This window comes from Streptomyces sp. HNM0575, assembly GCF_012726265.1.
Classification (GTDB): domain Bacteria; phylum Actinomycetota; class Actinomycetes; order Streptomycetales; family Streptomycetaceae; genus Streptomyces.
Genome location: NZ_JAASAG010000010.1, coordinates 197,592 through 213,208, shown reverse-complemented (window position 1 = coordinate 213,208; position 15,617 = coordinate 197,592). Strand labels below are relative to the sequence as shown.

General features: G+C 71.8%; 15 protein-coding genes. 8 read left to right on the top strand and 7 right to left on the bottom strand.

Annotated features, from left to right (window positions below; translation table 11 throughout):
- The first annotated feature begins 113 nt into the window (after nucleotides 1-113).
- Nucleotides 114-476, top strand: a complete 363-nt coding sequence (locus HCC61_RS23360) for a WhiB family transcriptional regulator (protein WP_169138475.1) — start codon at nucleotides 114-116, stop codon at nucleotides 474-476.
- A 498-nt stretch (nucleotides 477-974) separates the two neighbouring features.
- Here the strand turns inward: HCC61_RS23360 and HCC61_RS23355 are convergent, their stop codons facing one another.
- Nucleotides 975-2,498 (bottom strand): ArsA family ATPase, encoded by a 1,524-nt coding sequence (locus HCC61_RS23355; protein ID WP_169138473.1) that lies wholly within the window; start codon nucleotides 2,496-2,498, stop codon nucleotides 975-977.
- Nucleotides 2,495-3,469, bottom strand: a complete 975-nt coding sequence (locus HCC61_RS23350; RefSeq protein ID WP_169138471.1) for an ArsA-related P-loop ATPase — start codon at nucleotides 3,467-3,469, stop codon at nucleotides 2,495-2,497. The genes HCC61_RS23355 and HCC61_RS23350 overlap by 4 nt, the downstream gene beginning before the upstream one ends.
- 44 nt (nucleotides 3,470-3,513) lie before the next feature.
- Here HCC61_RS23350 and HCC61_RS23345 point away from each other — a divergent pair, with 44 nt between their 5' ends.
- The 4 genes from HCC61_RS23345 (at nucleotide 3,514) to HCC61_RS23330 (ending at nucleotide 6,246) form a co-directional block, all read left to right on the top strand.
- Nucleotides 3,514-3,672: a DUF4177 domain-containing protein gene (locus HCC61_RS23345; RefSeq protein ID WP_107374329.1), complete on the top strand. Its 159-nt coding sequence runs from the start codon at nucleotides 3,514-3,516 to the stop codon at nucleotides 3,670-3,672.
- On the top strand, nucleotides 3,669-4,142 hold the full coding sequence (locus HCC61_RS23340; protein WP_169138469.1) for a RidA family protein: 474 nt from the start codon (nucleotides 3,669-3,671) through the stop codon (nucleotides 4,140-4,142). Before HCC61_RS23345 ends, HCC61_RS23340 begins: the two co-directional genes overlap by 4 nt.
- Before the next feature lie 227 nt (nucleotides 4,143-4,369).
- Nucleotides 4,370-5,419 carry an NUDIX hydrolase gene (locus tag HCC61_RS23335; protein WP_240969216.1) on the top strand — a complete coding sequence of 350 codons (1,050 nt, stop codon included), beginning with the start codon at nucleotides 4,370-4,372 and terminating at the stop codon, nucleotides 5,417-5,419.
- Nucleotides 5,416-6,246: an MBL fold metallo-hydrolase gene (locus HCC61_RS23330; protein ID WP_169138467.1), complete on the top strand. Its 831-nt coding sequence runs from the start codon at nucleotides 5,416-5,418 to the stop codon at nucleotides 6,244-6,246. Before HCC61_RS23335 ends, HCC61_RS23330 begins: the two co-directional genes overlap by 4 nt.
- Nucleotides 6,247-6,383: 137 nt before the next feature.
- Here HCC61_RS23330 and HCC61_RS23325 read toward each other — a convergent pair whose 3' ends face one another.
- Complete coding sequence (locus HCC61_RS23325) at nucleotides 6,384-7,058, bottom strand: Crp/Fnr family transcriptional regulator (protein WP_028438501.1); 675 nt, start codon at nucleotides 7,056-7,058, stop codon at nucleotides 6,384-6,386.
- Nucleotides 7,059-7,455: 397 nt separating this feature from the next.
- On the opposite strand from HCC61_RS23325, the gene nth reads away from it, so the two are divergent.
- The 3 genes from nth (at nucleotide 7,456) to HCC61_RS23310 (ending at nucleotide 10,749) form a co-directional block, all read left to right on the top strand.
- The gene (nth, locus tag HCC61_RS23320) at nucleotides 7,456-8,547 is read left to right on the top strand and encodes an endonuclease III (RefSeq protein WP_346777347.1); all 1,092 of its coding nucleotides are present in this window, start codon (nucleotides 7,456-7,458) and stop codon (nucleotides 8,545-8,547) included.
- Between the two features lie 128 nt (nucleotides 8,548-8,675).
- The gene (locus HCC61_RS23315) at nucleotides 8,676-9,356 is read left to right on the top strand and encodes a CoA pyrophosphatase (RefSeq protein WP_346777359.1); all 681 of its coding nucleotides are present in this window, start codon (nucleotides 8,676-8,678) and stop codon (nucleotides 9,354-9,356) included.
- A gap of 193 nt (nucleotides 9,357-9,549) precedes the next feature.
- Nucleotides 9,550-10,749 carry a MarP family serine protease gene (locus tag HCC61_RS23310; protein WP_169138465.1) on the top strand — a complete coding sequence of 400 codons (1,200 nt, stop codon included), beginning with the start codon at nucleotides 9,550-9,552 and terminating at the stop codon, nucleotides 10,747-10,749.
- Nucleotides 10,750-10,978: 229 nt separating this feature from the next.
- Here HCC61_RS23310 and HCC61_RS23305 read toward each other — a convergent pair whose 3' ends face one another.
- The 4 genes from HCC61_RS23305 to acs form a co-directional block, all read right to left on the bottom strand.
- Nucleotides 10,979-11,167, bottom strand: a complete 189-nt coding sequence (locus tag HCC61_RS23305) for a hypothetical protein (protein ID WP_169138456.1) — start codon at nucleotides 11,165-11,167, stop codon at nucleotides 10,979-10,981.
- Nucleotides 11,168-11,411: 244 nt separating this feature from the next.
- The gene (locus HCC61_RS23300; RefSeq protein WP_169138454.1) at nucleotides 11,412-12,350 is read right to left on the bottom strand and encodes an alpha/beta hydrolase; all 939 of its coding nucleotides are present in this window, start codon (nucleotides 12,348-12,350) and stop codon (nucleotides 11,412-11,414) included.
- Between the two features lie 220 nt (nucleotides 12,351-12,570).
- Nucleotides 12,571-13,068 carry a phage holin family protein gene (locus HCC61_RS23295; RefSeq protein ID WP_169138452.1) on the bottom strand — a complete coding sequence of 166 codons (498 nt, stop codon included), beginning with the start codon at nucleotides 13,066-13,068 and terminating at the stop codon, nucleotides 12,571-12,573.
- A 289-nt stretch (nucleotides 13,069-13,357) separates the two neighbouring features.
- Nucleotides 13,358-15,322 carry an acetate--CoA ligase gene (acs, locus tag HCC61_RS23290; RefSeq protein ID WP_169138450.1) on the bottom strand — a complete coding sequence of 655 codons (1,965 nt, stop codon included), beginning with the start codon at nucleotides 15,320-15,322 and terminating at the stop codon, nucleotides 13,358-13,360.
- Between the last annotated feature and the right edge of the window lie 295 nt (nucleotides 15,323-15,617).

The following is a 15,617-nucleotide window of genomic DNA, read 5'->3' as shown; positions in this document are numbered from 1 at the left end:
CCGCAGGGGGTGTTGCGCCCTGCCCGCCTTCCGTAACGTCACCAACTGGCAACGGCGAATATGCCGTTCGCCGCCGTGGGGGAGCCTCGATTCGGGAGAGGACGGCGCCGGCTATGGGCTGGGTAACCGACTGGAGTGCGCAGGCAGCCTGCCGCACTACCGATCCGGATGAACTGTTCGTGCAAGGCGCGGCACAGAACCGCGCCAAGGCCGTTTGCACCGGGTGCCCCGTGCGCACCGAGTGTCTGGCCGACGCCTTGGACAACCGAGTGGAGTTCGGTGTCTGGGGCGGTATGACCGAGCGGGAGCGCAGAGCGCTTCTGCGCCGTCGTCCCACGGTCACTTCATGGCGCCGCCTGCTCGAGACGGCACGCATGGAGTACGAGCGTGGTACGGGCGGAGTGCTGCCGCTGGACCTCGAGGAGGCCAAGGACTACGCCGTCAACGCGGTGAAGGACTACGCGGCCGCGGGCTGAGCCAGACCTCTCGCTCCGCTCCCCGCGACTCCCACTCCCGCACGACACGTATGGCGTGCGCCTGTTGAGGCGTGCGACATGTACGACGCACGACAGCACGACATGCCGCGACCGCACCGCTCGCACCGCTCGGGTCGGCAGACTCCGGGCGGGAGGTGCGGCGCGCGGCTGTGCGGCGGCTGTGCGGCGGGGTTCTCGCGGGTGTCCGGAGGGATTCTCACCGGCATGCGCTGCCGGGCGCGGTTGTGTGCGGCTCTCCTCCGCTGTGGACGGCTCTTCTCCAACGGCCTGACGTGCAGGGCGGGTTGAGTGCTCTCGCCGGTCCGGTGCTCGCGCATGCGGCCGGCCGGGGACGGGACCGGGGGACATGGGTTCCGGCGGGTGGACGCCAGCAGGCGTCCGTCCAGCGCTCGGAGGCCCAGTGCTCAGAGGGTCAGTGCGCAGGGGCTCAGCGTTCAGAGACCCAGTACGCAGGGGTCCAGCGTTCAGGGGCGGGTGTCATGCCGCGGGCTGTTCCGCCGCGAGCAGTTCGCCGATCGTGCGCAGCCCCGCCAGGTCGTGCACGTCGCCGGGCAGCGCCCCCACCTCTGCCACCGGCACCTCCGGGTGCAGGGCGGCGAAGCGGTCGCGTGTGCGCCGCTCGCGCGTGAGCAGCCGCATGCGCTCGGCATGCAACCGCAGCAGCGCGGCGGCGAGTTGCTCCGTCTGCCCGGTATGTACGTCACGTCCCGACGGCTCCGCCGCGGATTCGGGCCGCGTGGTGGAGTCCGGGTCGGGGACGTGGTCGTCCTCTCGTGAATCCCGTGGCCCGTCCGTGACGTGGTCGTCCGGCGAGCCGCGCCCGGGGGAGTGGGCGCCGTGTCTGTTTCCCTTCCCGGGCCCTCGATCGACAATGCCGCCCTCTTCAAGATTTTCGGCGAGCGCCAGGGCCCGCTCCGCGCCTATCGACGAAGCGCCGCTGCCGTGCACGCGGTTGAGCACGAGCCCGGCCAGCGGCATCCGTTCCTCCGCCAGGCGTTCCACGAAGTACGCGGCCTCGCGCAGCGCGTCCCGCTCGGGCGCCGCCACCACGAGGAAGGCGGTGCCCGGCGCCTGGAGCAGCCGGTATGTGGCGTCCGCGCGCGTACGGAAGCCGCCGAACATGGTGTCCATCGCGGCCACGAACGTCTGCACGTCCCGCAACAGCCCCTTGCCCAGCAGCTTGTCGAGGGCGCCGGTGAACATGGAGAGCCCGGCCATCCCGAGGTTGACGACCTTCATCCCCGCGCGGCCGCCCGCCTTCGCCGGGGCCATGAGCATCTTGATGAAGCGGCCGTCCAGGAAGGAGCCCAGCCGTTTCGGCGCGTCCAGGAAGTCGAGCGCCGAGCGCGACGGAGGGGTGTCGACGACGATCAGATCCCAACTGCCGTCCTCGTCCTGCGGGTCCGGACCGGCTCCGTGTGCGCTGAGCTGGCCCAGCTTCTCCATCGCCATGTACTCCTGCGTCCCCGCGAAGCCCGCCGACAGCGACTCGTAGAAGGGGTTGGACATGATGGCGCGGGCGCGCTCGGGGTCGGCGTGCGCCTCGACGATCTCGTCGAAGGTGCGCTTCATGTCGAGCATCATGGCGTGCAGTTCGCCGCCGGCGGCTCCGTCGACGCCGGGTACGGGGCGCGGGGTGTTGTCCAGCTCGGTGAGGCCCATCGACTGGGCGAGGCGCCGTGCGGGGTCGATGGTGAGCACGACGGTCTTCCGTCCGCGCTCCGCGGCGCGCAGCCCGATGGCCGCTGCCGTCGTGGTCTTGCCGACGCCGCCCGCACCGCAGCAGACGATGATCCGGGTCTCCGGGTCCTCGATCAACGGGTCGATGTGCAGGGGCGGTCCGGAGTCGAGCGGGTTCCCGGGGCCGCCGTGCGCGGTGTGCGGTGCTTGCGCTGCCTGTGCCTGTGCCTCTGCCGGTTGCGAGCCGCGGTCCGTGGGCTTGCCGGAGTCCGTACGCCTCCCGCCTCCGTTCTTCCCGCCGCTCTTCCCGCGGTTCGTCATGCCGTCTCCTGGCGTGGTGGCAACTGGTCGCGCAGATCGGCCGCGAGCTGGTACAGCCCGGCGAGCTCGACCCCCTCGGAGAGCAGGTCGAGCTCGTACACGGGCATGTCCAGCTTCGCCAGCGCCGAGCGCTGCTCCTGCTCCAGCGCGACGCGTGCCGCGTGCTCGTGCGCCTGCTCCAGCAGCGGTCCGACGAGCCTGCCGGGACGGGGGAGGCCCGCCCCCTTCAGCACCTCGGCCAGCTCCCCGCCGGGCCGGCGGTCGGCGTGGTGCAGCAGGTCCTCGTCGAGCAGGCGCGGCCGCACCATGTTCACGAGGGCGGCGCCCACGGGCAGTCCCGCCTCGCGCAGTTCGGCCACGCCGTCGACCGTCTCCTGTACGGGCATCTCCTCCAGGAGGGTCACCAAGTGCACTGCCGTCTCGGGCGACTTGAGGACCCGCATCACGGCCTGTGCCTGGTTGTGCACCGGGCCGACCCTGGCGAGCCCCGCGACCTCCTCGTTGACGCCGAGGAAGCGGGTGATGCGCCCGGTGGGCGGCGCGTCCATCACCACCGCGTCGTACACGCGCCGTTCGCGGGAGTCCCGGCGCCGCACCGCCTCGCACGCCTTGCCCGTCAGCAGCACGTCCCGCAGGCCGGGCGCGATGGTCGTCGCGAAGTCGATCGCGCCGAGCTTCTTCAGCGCGCGGCCCGCGCTCCCCAGCTTGTAGAACATCTGGAGGTAGTCCAGCAGCGCCCGTTCGGGATCTATGGCGAGCGCGTACACCTCGCCGCCGTCGTGCGCGACGGCGATCTTGCGCTCCTCGTACGGCAGCGGCTCCGTCTCGAAGAGCTGGGCGATGCCCTGCCGCCCCTCGACCTCGACGAGCAGCGTGCGCCGCCCCCCGCTGGCCAGGGCCAACGCGAGTGCAGCGGCGACCGTCGTCTTGCCGGTGCCGCCCTTGCCCGTCACAACATGCAGCCTGCTCACTCCCGGCAGCCTAACCAGCAAGGCGACGGGCTACGCTCGCCCCCATGACGAAGTGGGAATACGCGACAGTGCCGCTGCTCGTACACGCGACCAAGCAGATTCTGGACACCTGGGGCGAGGACGGCTGGGAGCTCGTCCAGGTCGTGCCCGGCCCGACCGGTTCCGAGCAGCTGGTCGCCTACCTCAAGCGGGAGAAGCAGTGAGCGGCGTCGCCGCCCGGCTCGCCGAACTCGGCATCACGCTGCCCGAAGTCGCCACCCCCGCAGGGGCTTACGTACCGGCGGTGCGCAGCGGACGGTACGTCTACACCGCGGGCCAGGTCCCGCTCGTCGAGGGCAGGCTGCCGCTCACCGGGAAGGTGGGCGGTGAGGTCACCCCCGAGGAGGCCAAGGACCTGGCGCGTACGTGTGCGCTGAACGCCCTGGCGGCGGTCGCCTCCGCGGCCGGCGGCCTCGAACGCGTAGTAAGAGTGGTGAAGGTCACCGGATTCGTCGCCTCCGCCCCGGACTTCACGGCTCAGCCCGCTGTGATCAACGGCGCCAGCGAGCTGCTGGGCGAGGTCTTCGGCGACGCGGGTGTGCACGCGCGCAGCGCAGTGGGCGTGGCGGTGCTGCCGATGGACGCGCCGGTCGAGGTCGAGATCCAGGTCGAGCTGGCCGACTGGGCGGAGTGACGCCGGGGGCGTGTGGGTGTACGGCGAGTCCCGCGAACAGTCCCGAACCGTCCCGAACCTTCGCGAACTGCCGCGCGGGCGGCCCGCCCTGGGGAGCGCGATGACTCTCCATGCGCGGAGCCGCCTCTCCATGCGCGGAGCCGCCGCTTCGCGGCCGCCCGTACCTGCCGGATCTTCGCGGACCCCACCCGGCGACGCGGGCGGCGGACGGCCCGTAGCATCCGACCATGTCGTCCTCCACGAACGGTCAGTGGTATCCGCCGGAATGGCCGGAGCGCATCCGCGCCCTGGCCGCGGGTGAACTGACGCCCGTGACCCCGCGCTTGGCCGCCACGGTCATGCTGCTGCGTGACGGCGGCGAAGCGGGGGCGGGCCCCGAGGTGCACATGCTGCGCAGGCGTACGTCGATGGCCTTCGCGGGCGGCGCGTACGCCTATCCCGGCGGCGGCGTCGACCCGCGCGACGAGCACTGGGGCGCCGGGGGCGGCCGGGGAGACGGCGGCGGCTCCAGGCCGGACGACGGCTGGGCGGGACCGAGCCGCAAGGAGTGGGCCGACCGGTTCGGCACGGACGAGGCGACCGCACAGGCCATCGTGTGCGCCGCGGTGCGCGAGACCTTCGAGGAGGCGGGCGTACTGCTCGCGGGCCCCGGCGCGGCGAGCGTCGTGGACGACACGACCGGCGAGGACTGGGAGCGCGACCGGGCCGCGCTCGCCGCGCACGAGCTCTCCTTCGCCGACTTCCTCGACCGCCGCGGACTGGTGCTCCGCAGCGACCTGCTCGGCGCCTGGGCGCACTGGATCACTCCGGAGTTCGAGAAGCGCCGCTACGACACCTGGTTCTTCGTCGCCGCTCTGCCCGAGGGCCAGCGCACGCGCAACGCCTCCACCGAGGCGGACCGTACGGTCTGGACGCGGCCCGGCGAGGCCGCCGCCGGATACGACAGCGGAGAGCTGCTGATGATGCCCCCGACGATCGCGATGCTGCGTCAGCTGGCGCCGTACCGCACGGCGGCAGAGGTGCTGGCGGCGAGCACGGAGCGGGACCTGACGGCGGTGCTGGCCGAGGCGCGCCTGGAGGACGGGCAGGTCGTGCTCAGCTGGCCGGGGCACGACGAATTCACCAAGCGGGTGCTGACGAACGGCGGGGACGGCGCGGACGTCACGGACGGGGTGAACGCCACGGACGGAGCGGACGAGGGCGACGGCGGCACCGGAGGCGGCACGCGCGGCAGCGGAGGCCGCACCGGAGGCGCCCCGGGCGGGAGCCCCGCATGACCGGCGCCGCCTCCATGCCCGGCCGGCCTCGCGGCGGCGCCCTCTCCGGCCAGGCCACGCCACGTGCCCACTGCGTGCTCGCGCCCAACCCGTCCCCGATGACGCTGGACGGCACCAACACCTGGATCGTCGCCGAACCGGACTCCGACCGGGCCGTCGTCATCGACCCCGGGCCGCTCGACGAGGGGCATCTGCGCCAGGTGCTCGCCACCGCCGAGCGCCTCGGCAAGCGCGTGGCCCTCACCCTCCTCACCCACGGCCACCCCGATCACGCCGAGGGCGCCGCGCGCTTCGCGGAGTTGTCCGGCACGCACGTACGGGCGCTCGACCCTGCGCTGCGCCTCGGCGACGAGGGCCTGGCCGCCGGGGACGTCGTACGCACGGGCGGGCTGGAGCTGCGCGTGGTGCCCACGCCGGGGCACACCGCGGACTCGCTCTCCTTCCACCTGCCCGCCGAGGCCGCGGTGCTGACGGGCGACACCGTCCTCGGCCGCGGCACCACCGTCGTCGCGCACCCGGACGGCCGGCTCGGCGACTACCTGGACTCGCTGCGGCGGCTGCGTTCGCTGACGGCGGACGACGGGGTCTCCACGGTGCTGCCGGGACACGGCCCCGTGCTGGAGGACGCCCAGGGCGTGGTCGACTTCTATCTGGCACACCGGGCGGACCGGCTCTCGCAGGTCGAGCACGCGGTGAAGCAGGGATTCCGTACGGCGCCCGAGGTCGTCGCGCACGTCTACGCGGACGTCGACCGCTCGCTGTGGCCCGCCGCGGAGCTGTCCGTGCGGGCGCAGCTCGTATACCTGCGGGAGCGGGGAGCGGCGTAGAGCCGGACCGGCTGAACTCCTGGTCACCTCGGCTCGGGGGTCCGACGGAATGCACGAGGGGCGCCCTCCGCTCGGGAGGGCGCCCCTCGTGCCGGGATCAGGTACGGGCAGGCCGATCCGTCAGGCGGGCCGGCGGCTCAGCGGCTCCGCTTCGCCAGCCGCTCGATGTCGAGCAGGATCACGGCGCGCGCTTCGAGCCGCAGCCAGCCGCGGCCCGCGAAGTCGGCCAGCGCCTTGTTGACGGTCTCGCGCGAGGCGCCGACGAGCTGTGCCAGCTCCTCCTGCGTCAGGTCGTGCACGACGTGGATGCCCTCCTCCGACTGCACTCCGAAGCGCCGGGAGAGGTCGAGCAGCTGCTTCGCCACCCGGCCCGGGACGTCGGAGAAGACGAGGTCGGACATCGAGTCGTTGGTACGCCGCAGCCTGCGCGCGATGGCGCGCAGCAGGGCCGAGGCCACTTCGGGGCGTACGTTCAGCCAGGGCTGGAGGTCGCCGTGACCCAGGCCGAGCAGCTTGACCTCGGTCAGGGCCGAGGCCGTCGCCGTACGCGGACCGGGGTCGAAGAGGGAGAGCTCGCCGATGAGCTCGCCGGGGCCGAGCACGGCCAGCATGTTCTCCCGGCCGTCAGGGGAGGTGCGGTGGAGCTTGACCTTCCCTTCGGTGACTACATAGAGACGGTCGCCCGGGTCGCCCTCGTGAAAGAGGGCCTCACTGCGCGCGAGCGTGGTCTCCGACATGGAGGCGCGCAGCTCAGCGGCCTGCTCCTCATCGAGCGCCGCGAAGAGCGGTGCGCGCCGCAGAACGTCGTCCACGAGTTCTCTCCTTGTCGACCTAGCCCGATGGGGTCCCCAGGGGCCTCATAAGGCTCCCATGGGCCGGGGTACGACGTCTCCCCTGGCCCCGGGGTGCTTCAGGTCCGCAGGGCCGAGGGTCGGTGCCCCGTGCCCGAAGGGCCGGAAAGGGGCCCCCAACCCATGATGCCGGACGGTGAAACAGTGCGATCAGTCACAAGTTTGACGCACGCTCCCCGGGCCCCCGAAGGCAGGGGGCCGATTGGGCCGGGAATTGCCTTCGTGCGGGGCGGATGTCAGCGGGCCCCTCTACGCTGGCCGGGTGCCGGTTACCCCGTGATGCCCCGGTGAGCGCACGCGGAGCCGGGCCGGGCGGGTGAGCGCGATGGGAGGTTCCGCTGTGGGCGAACAGGAGCCCTTGAAGAGGGCAAGCCGGACGAAGGGGGCGAGCGACGCCCTCGGCGGCGCCGGCGGGACGGAGGCCGCGACCGGGAAGACGGCGGGGAAGACGGCGGGCGGCAGGACGTCCGCGAAGAAGTCCGCCGCGAACAGGAGCGCCGCAAAGACCGGCTCGAAGACCGCCGCAAACAAGACCGCCGCAAACAAGACGGCCGCGAAGAAGCCCGCGGTGAAGAAGGCCGCCGTGAAGTCCGCGCCCGAGGGCAAGTCCGCGCCCGCGGGCAGGCCCGCGCCGGCGAAGCCGGAGTCCCGGCTCGCCATGGTCCGCCGCGCCCGCCGCATCAACCGCGAGCTGGGCGAGGTGTACTACTACGCCCACCCCGAGCTGGACTTCGAGAACCCGTTCCAGCTGCTCGTGGCCACGGTCCTGTCCGCCCAGACCACGGACCTGCGGGTCAACCAGACGACGCCCGCCGTCTTCGCCGCCTACCCCACCCCGGAGGACATGGCCGCCGCCGACCCGGAGAAGCTGGAGGAGATGCTGCGTCCCACGGGCTTCTTCCGTGCGAAGGCGAAGTCGGTGCTGGGTCTCTCGGCGGGCATCCGCGACCGGTTCGGCGGCGAAGTGCCGGACAACATAAAGGACTTGGTGTCGCTGCCCGGCGTCGGCCGCAAGACCGCGTTCGTCGTGCTCGGCAACGCCTTCGGCGTCCCGGGCCTGACCGTCGACACCCACTTCGGCCGCCTCGTACGACGCTGGAAGCTCACCGAGCAGACCGACGCCGACAAGGTCGAGGCCGAGATCGCGGAGATCATCCCGAAGAGCGAGTGGACGATGTTCTCGCACAGGACGATCTTCCACGGCCGCCGCATCTGCCACTCCCGCAAACCGGCGTGCGGCGTCTGCCCCATCGCGGAGCTGTGCCCCTCGTACGGGGAGGGCGAGTTGGACCCGGAGAAGGCGAGGAAGCTCCTGAAGTACGAGATGGGCGGCCTCCCGGGTCAGCGCCTCAAGCCCCCGGCCGACTATCCGGGCCGCCCGGCGCCTCCGCTCGGCGGTGCCGCGGCCCAGGGCGCCGACGGCAACGGCGCCGCCGGGGCCGCCCGGTGAGCCGTCCCCGTACGAACGCGGGCCCGGACCCGGCTCCGGGCCCGACTCAGGACGAGACCGGGAGCCGTGGTCGGGTCCGGGGCGGAGCCCCGGGCGGCACCGGGGAAGCCGCCTCCGCCTCGCCCCGGATCTCCGGGATCCCCCGGATCGAGTTCAGCACCAGTGGGCTGCCGGACTGGCTCGCCCCGGTCCGCCATGTCGCCGACACGGTCGAGCCCCGCCAGCTGAGCCGCTTCCTGCCTCCGCCCGACGGGGCCGGCCGTCCCTCGGCCGTGCTCGTCCTCTTCGGCGACGGCGCCGAAGGGCCCGAACTGCTGTTGATGGAGCGGTCGTCCAGCCTCCGCTCGCACGCCGGCCAGCCCTCCTTCCCGGGCGGCGCCATCGATCCGGAGGACGGCGACCCGGAGGGCGAGGGCCCGTTGCGCGCCGCCCTGCGCGAGGCCGAGGAGGAGACCGGCCTCGATCCGTCGGGAGTTCAGATCTTCGGGACGCTGCCGACGCTCTACATCCCGGTCAGCGGCTTCGTCGTCACGCCCGTGCTCGGCTGGTGGCATCGCCCCACGCCCGTCTCGCCCGTGGACCCGGCCGAGACGGCACGCGTCTTCACCGTGCCGGTCTCCGAGCTGACGGACCCGGCGAACCGCGCCATGGCCGTACACCCCTCGGGATACACGGGTCCGGCCTTCGCCCTGGAGCACGCCCTGGTCTGGGGCTTCACGGCGGGCGTGATCGACAGGCTGCTGCACTACGCGGGCTGGGAGCGCCCGTGGGACCGCGGGAGGCGCGTGACGATCGACCGCGCCACATGACCACCGGTGTGGAGCGCGTCCGAATTCCCCGCCGGGACCGCGCCGTCCGCGCCGTCCATGACTGTCGCGTCTCCCGCGTCGGAGGCAGTCCGCGTGGCGGTCGCAGCGGGGGCGGCGGCCGTGGTCACAGGGGGCGTACGTACGATCCGACCTGGGCGGACGTCGCCCACGACCCCATGAGACGGTGGCTCTCGTGAACGTGCTGGATGTCCTGCTCCTCATCGCCGCCATCTGGTTCGCCGTCATCGGCTACCGCCAGGGCTTCGTGGTCGGAATCCTCTCCGTGACCGGTTTCCTCGGGGGCGGGCTGGCCGCGATCTGGATCCTCCCCCCGCTGTGGAACGCGGTGACGGACGGCACACCCCCCGGCACGTTCGGCGTGGTGGCGGCGGTCGTCATCGTCATCGTCTGCGCCTCCGTCGGCCAGGCGTTCACCACCCATCTCGGCAACAAGCTGCGGCAGCACATCACTTGGTCGCCGGCGCGCGCCGTGGACGCCACGGGCGGCGCGCTCGTCAACGTGCTGGCGATGCTGCTCGTGGCATGGCTGATCGGCTCGGCACTGGCCGGTACGGCGCTGCCGACGCTCAGCAAGCAGGTGCGCGACTCCCGTGTGCTGCTGGGGGTTTCGCGAGTGCTGCCGCCCGAGGCGGACAGCTGGTTCAACGACTTCTCGTCGACGCTCGCGCAGAACGGGCTCCCGCAGGTCTTCTCGCCGTTCTCCAACGAGCCCATCAGGGCCGTGCGCCCGCCCGACCCGAAGCTGGCGCGGAGCCCGGCCGTCGCCGAGGCGAGGCGCAGCATCGCGAAGGTCGTCGGCAGCGCGACGCCCTGCGGAAAGGTGCTGGAGGGCACGGGCTTCGTCTTCGGCCGGCACCGCGTGATGACCAACGCGCACGTCGTCGGCGGCGTCAGGAAGCCCACGGTGCAGATCGGCGGCGTCGGCCGGATCCATGACGCGCGCGTCGTCCTCTACGACCCGCGGCGCGACATCGCCGTACTGGAGGCGCCGACGCTCGAAGCCCCCGCTCTCGAATTCGCCCCCAAGGACGCCGGCCGTGGAGACAGCGCCATCGTCGCGGGCTTCCCGGAGAACGGCGGATTCGACGTGCGTGCCGCGCGCGTACGCGACCGGGTCGACGCCGACGGACCGGACATCTACCACCGCGACCGGGTGCGCCGCGACATCTACTCCCTCTACACGACCATCCGCCAGGGCAACTCCGGCGGCCCGCTGCTCACGCCCGACGGCCGCGTCTACGGCGTCGTCTTCGCCAAGTCGCTCGACAACTCCCGTACGGGATACGCGCTCACGGCGGACGAGGTGCGCGGCGACGCCCGGCGCGGCCGCACCGCGGAACGGCAGGCGGACAGCCAGGGCTGCGCCATGTGAACCCGGGACGTCAACCCGTGGCGTGCGCCCGGGACGTCAACCCGGGGCGTGCGCCCGGTTCATGAGCCCGAGTGGTGGTCCCGTGATGTGAGCCCGCGGGCGCACGAGTCCGGGAACGGATTCCGGGCCGGATCAGGATTCCGGTCCGAATCGGGATTCCGGATCTGGATCCGAATCCGGGTGAGCGTCCGGAGCGTGCGCGTCCGGGAGGTGCACGTGCGGCCGTGCGTCAGCCGCGCGGATGCCGCAGCCGCGCACCGAACCAGCGCGCTCTTCTGCTGAGCAACTCCGGGATTCCGGGCTCGACTCCGTCGCCGAGTCTGTCGGGCAGTAAGCGCCACATGCGCTGTCCGGGGATCGGCCCCCTCCGCCCGCTGCGGTCACGTGCCAGGTCACGGTAGTCGTGCGTCCAGCCCATACAGCGCACTCTGCCCCGTAGCCGGGCGCGTAACCGTCTGACGGGTCATCAAGCCACCCGTGGTGCTGCGGGTGTTGACGCGTGTTGTCCGTGTCGACGAACGCGTATGTGAGCGGCGGTCCGAGCCCCGGTTCGAGCCCCGGTTCGAGCCTCAATCCGAGGCACCGATCCGAGCCCTCGGTCCGGGCCCCCGATCGGGGCCGGTGCCCGCCCGTACTCATGCGCAGGGACACCGCTCAAACCGTCAGCGGTCCGGCTCGGGGTCCTTCAGCCAGCCGATCAGCTCCGAGGAGAAGCCTTCCGGGTCCTCCTCGTGGGGCCAGTGGCCGATGCCTTCCAACAGCCGCCAGCGGTACGGAGCTTCGACGTACTGTCCCGACCCCGCCGAACTCCGCGTGCGCAGCACGGGATCAAGCGCGCCGTGCACCTGCATCGTCGGCACCCGCACGGACCGCTTCATGCGGCGGTTGAACTGGAAGCCGTCGGGCCGCGCCATCGAGCGCACCAGCCAGCGGTACGGCTCGACGGAGCAGTGCGCCGTCGAGGGCACGCACATGGCCTGCTCGTAACGCGTGACCGCCTCCCGCGCGCCGGGCTGTTCGAGCAGCCTGGGCCCGGCCCACTCCTTGACCAGCCTGCCGACCAGTTCACCGCCGTTCGCCGTGAGTTGACGCTCGGGCACGAACGGCCGCTGGAAGCCCCAGACATAGGACCCGGCTTTGGTCTGACGTACGTCCTTGAGCATCGCCGCACGCCAGCGCCTCGGATGCGGCATCGCGGAGACCGCGAGACGACGGATGAGCTTCGGCCGCATCACGGCGGCGGTCCACGCCAGATAGCCGCCCAAGTCGTGCCCGACCAGGGCCGCGTCGGGCTCTCCCAGCGAGCGGATGACCCCGGTGACGTCGAGCGCGAGGTTCGCCGGGTCGTAGCCCCGCGGCGTACGGTCGCTGCCGCCCACGCCGCGCAGATCCATGGCGACGGCGCGGAAACCGGCGTCCGCGAGCGCCGTCAACTGGTGCCGCCACGTCCACCAGTACTGCGGGAATCCGTGCAGCAGGAGCACAAGTGGTCCGTCACCCGTCTCGGCGATGTGGAAGCGGGCGCCGTTCGCGGCCACGTCCCGGTGCGTCCAGGGGCCTTCTGGCCGGATGAGATTCGCCGGACCTGGTGGGTGGGTCATGCCGTCGAGCCTGTCACACTTCGCGCGGCTTCCATCACGTACTCGTCGGCGACGGCAGGCGACGGCAGGCGACGGCAGGCGACGGGAAGCGACAACAGGCGGGCGGGAGGGCGGCGTGCGGGCCGCGGCGGTCCGTGCCGCCGGGAGGCCGTCATGCGGTGGTCGTCGAGCGATCGCTCAAGACCTCACCAGGATCTCGCCCGGATCCCGGAGCGGTTCCTCAGGCGGCCGGCGTGCTCTCGGGCTGCTTCGCCAGCCGGGCACCGTGCCCGGGTCCGTGCCCGTTCGCGCCCGCGGCCGCCGCCGTTTCCCCGTCCGTACGCGGATGCGGCTTGGCCTTCGACAGCACCGAGGCGGTCTCCTTGGCGGAGGCGATCGACTTCTCCGGGGGCTTGATCCGCTTGAACTTGCGCAACGCCAGCAGCAGCAGGATCAGCGCCAGCACGATGTACGCGCCGCCCACGATCAGGAACGACCAGGCAAGTCCAAGGCCGAGGTTGTGAATTCCGTACGCGGCGGCGAAGCTCAGCACCGGCAGCGAGAAGAGCAGCAGCACACCCGCGACCGTCGCCGCGCCCCCGCCCACGATCCCCCGCTTCACGTCCTGCCGGATCTCGGCCTTGGCCAGCGCGATCTCGTCGTGCACCAGTCCGGACAACTCGGCGGTGGCCGACGCCACCAACTGGCCGAGACTGCGGCCGTCGTCGGCAGAACTCATCGGTGTTCCCCTCTTCCTGTTCCCTGCTCGTCGGTCCGATCATGCCGGACCATCGTGCGGCACGTGTGCCCGGGAGACGACTGCGACAAGCCCCCTCGTCCGCCCCGGTGTTGACGAAGCGTACGGCCGTACGGACAGGCCGGGGCACGGCGAGGGGCACCCGGCGGTGCCGGATGCCCCTTCACACGGGCCGACTTCGCCGCCCGCGTCAGCGGAAGCGGAACGGCGGGTCGGCGGAGCGGTGCGTCAGCGCAACGGTGCGTCAGCGGAGCGCGCGGACGCCCCGCGTTCAGTCCTCGCTCGCCGCGCTCGGCAGCTTGTCCTGGATGAGCTCCATGACCGAGGAGTCCGTCAGCGTGCTGACGTCGCCGAGCGCACGGTTCTCCGCGACGTCCCGCAGCAGCCGGCGCATGATCTTGCCGGAGCGCGTCTTGGGCAGCTCCGCCACCGGAAGGATCTTCTTCGGCTTGGCGATCGGGCCGAGCTGCTTCGCCACGTGCGCCCGCAGCTCCTCCACCAACCCCTCGTCCTCGGCGGCCGATCCGCGCAGGATGACGAACGCGCAGATCGCCTGCGTGGTCTGTGGGTCCGTCGCACCGACGACGGCCGCCTCCGCGACCTTCGGGTGCGATACGAGGGACGACTCGACCTCGGTGGTCGAGATGTTGTGCCCGGAGACGAGCATGACGTCGTCGACGCGGCCCAGCAGCCAGACGTCGCCGTCGTCGTCCTTCTTCGCGCCGTCCCCGGCGAAGTACTTGCCCTCGAAGCGCGCCCAGTAGGTGTCCAGGAACCGCTGGTCGTCGCCCCAGATGGTGCGAAGCATCGACGGCCACGGCTCGGTGAGCACCATGTATCCACCGCCGCCGTCGGGCACCTCGTTCGCCTCGTCGTCGACGACGGTGGCGGAGATCCCGGGAAGCGGCTGCTGCGCCGAGCCGGGCTTGGTCTCGGTGACGCCGGGCAGCGGGCTGACCATGACGCCGCCGGTCTCCGTCTGCCACCAGGTGTCGACGATGGGCGTACGGTCACCGCCGATGTGGTGGCGATACCAGATCCAGGCCTCCGGGTTGATCGGCTCGCCGACGGAGCCGAGGATCCGCAGCGACGACAGGTCGAACTTCGCCGGGATGTCGTCGCCCCACTTCATGCAGGCGCGGATCGCGGTGGGCGCGGTGTAGAGCAGGGAGACCTTGTACTTCTCGACGATCTCCCACCAGCGGCCCTTGTGCGGAGTGTCCGGGGTGCCCTCGTACAGCACTTCGGTGGCGCCGTTCGCGAGCGGCCCGTAGACGATGTACGAGTGGCCGGTGACCCAGCCGACGTCCGCCGTACACCAGTAGACGTCCTTCTCGGGCTTGAGGTCGAAGACGGCGTGGTGGGTCCAGGCGACCTGCGTCAGATAGCCGCCGGTGGTGTGCAGGATGCCCTTCGGCTTACCGGTGGTGCCGGAGGTGTAGAGGATGAAGAGCGGGTGCTCGGCGTCGAAGTCCTGCGGCGTGTGCTGCTCGCTCTGCCGGTCGACGACGTCGTGCCACCACACGTCGCGGCCCTCGGTCCAGTCGATGTCGTCCTGGCCGGTGCGCCTGACCACCAGTACGTTGCGGACGTTCTCGGTGCCGGGCCTGGTCAGCGCCTCGTCGACGGCGGGCTTGAGCGCGCTGGCGCCGCCCTTGCGGTAGCCGCCGTCGGCGGTGATGACGACGCGGGCGTCGGCGTCCTGGATGCGGGTGGCCAGCGCGTCCGCGGAGAAGCCGCCGAAGACCACGGAGTGCGGGGCGCCGATGCGCGCGCACGCCAGCATCGCGACGACGGTCTCCGGGATCATCGGCAGGTAGACGGCGACGCGGTCGCCGGCCTGCACGCCCAGCTCGGTCAGCGCGTTCGCGGCCTTGGAGACCTCGCGCTGTAGGTCGGCGTAGGTGAGGCTGCGGGAGTCGCCGGGCTCGCCCTCGAAGTGCAGCGCGACCCGGTCGCCGTTCCCCGCCTCGACGTGCCGGTCGACGCAGTTGTACGCGACGTTGAGCTTGCCGTCCTTGAACCACTTGGCGAACGGCGGGTCGGACCAGTCGAGGGTCTCGGTCGGCTCCTTGCCCCAGCTCAGGCGGCGTGCCTGCTCGGCCCAGAAGCCCAGCCGATCCGCCTTCGCCTGCTCGTACGCCGCAACGGTGACGTTGGCTTCGGCAGCCAGATCGGCGGGCGGAGCGAACCTCCGCTCTTCCTTGAGCAGATTGGCCAGGCTTTCGTTGCTCACGACATCTCCCTTTCCCAGGGTGTCCGCTGTGTCCCGGTCCCAAGGTCCCGTACTGAGCCGGGGCTTGGGCTCCGGCCCAGCACATCAGCCCTTGCGCCCATGTGACAAGAGCTGTAGACGCAAATGGTTTAGACCTGTCATGCGCGCGCTCGCTCCGGCTCCGGGTCCGGCCCGTCCATGGGCCCGAGGGGTGAGCAAATCACCTGGAAGTCACTCCAGAGGCCCGCCCGAGTTGCCCGTTCCGTCTGAGATGTCACTTTGGAGTCACGTACCGGAGTTGATCCGCTACGGAGCG

Excerpts from the sequence above, each read along its gene's own strand:
- HCC61_RS23300 (WP_169138454.1), bottom strand. The coding sequence starts at position 12,350 with ATGACCCACCCACCAGGTCCGGCGAATCTCATCCGGCCAGAAGGCCCC.
- HCC61_RS23295 (WP_169138452.1), bottom strand. The coding sequence starts at position 13,068 with ATGAGTTCTGCCGACGACGGCCGCAGTCTCGGCCAGTTGGTGGCGTCG.
- HCC61_RS23330 (WP_169138467.1), top strand. The coding sequence starts at position 5,416 with ATGACCGGCGCCGCCTCCATGCCCGGCCGGCCTCGCGGCGGCGCCCTC.
- HCC61_RS23345 (WP_107374329.1), top strand. The coding sequence starts at position 3,514 with ATGACGAAGTGGGAATACGCGACAGTGCCGCTGCTCGTACACGCGACC.
- HCC61_RS23305 (WP_169138456.1), bottom strand. The coding sequence starts at position 11,167 with ATGGGCTGGACGCACGACTACCGTGACCTGGCACGTGACCGCAGCGGG.
- HCC61_RS23360 (WP_169138475.1), top strand. The coding sequence starts at position 114 with ATGGGCTGGGTAACCGACTGGAGTGCGCAGGCAGCCTGCCGCACTACC.
- HCC61_RS23355 (WP_169138473.1), bottom strand. The coding sequence starts at position 2,498 with ATGACGAACCGCGGGAAGAGCGGCGGGAAGAACGGAGGCGGGAGGCGT.
- HCC61_RS23335 (WP_240969216.1), top strand. The coding sequence starts at position 4,370 with ATGTCGTCCTCCACGAACGGTCAGTGGTATCCGCCGGAATGGCCGGAG.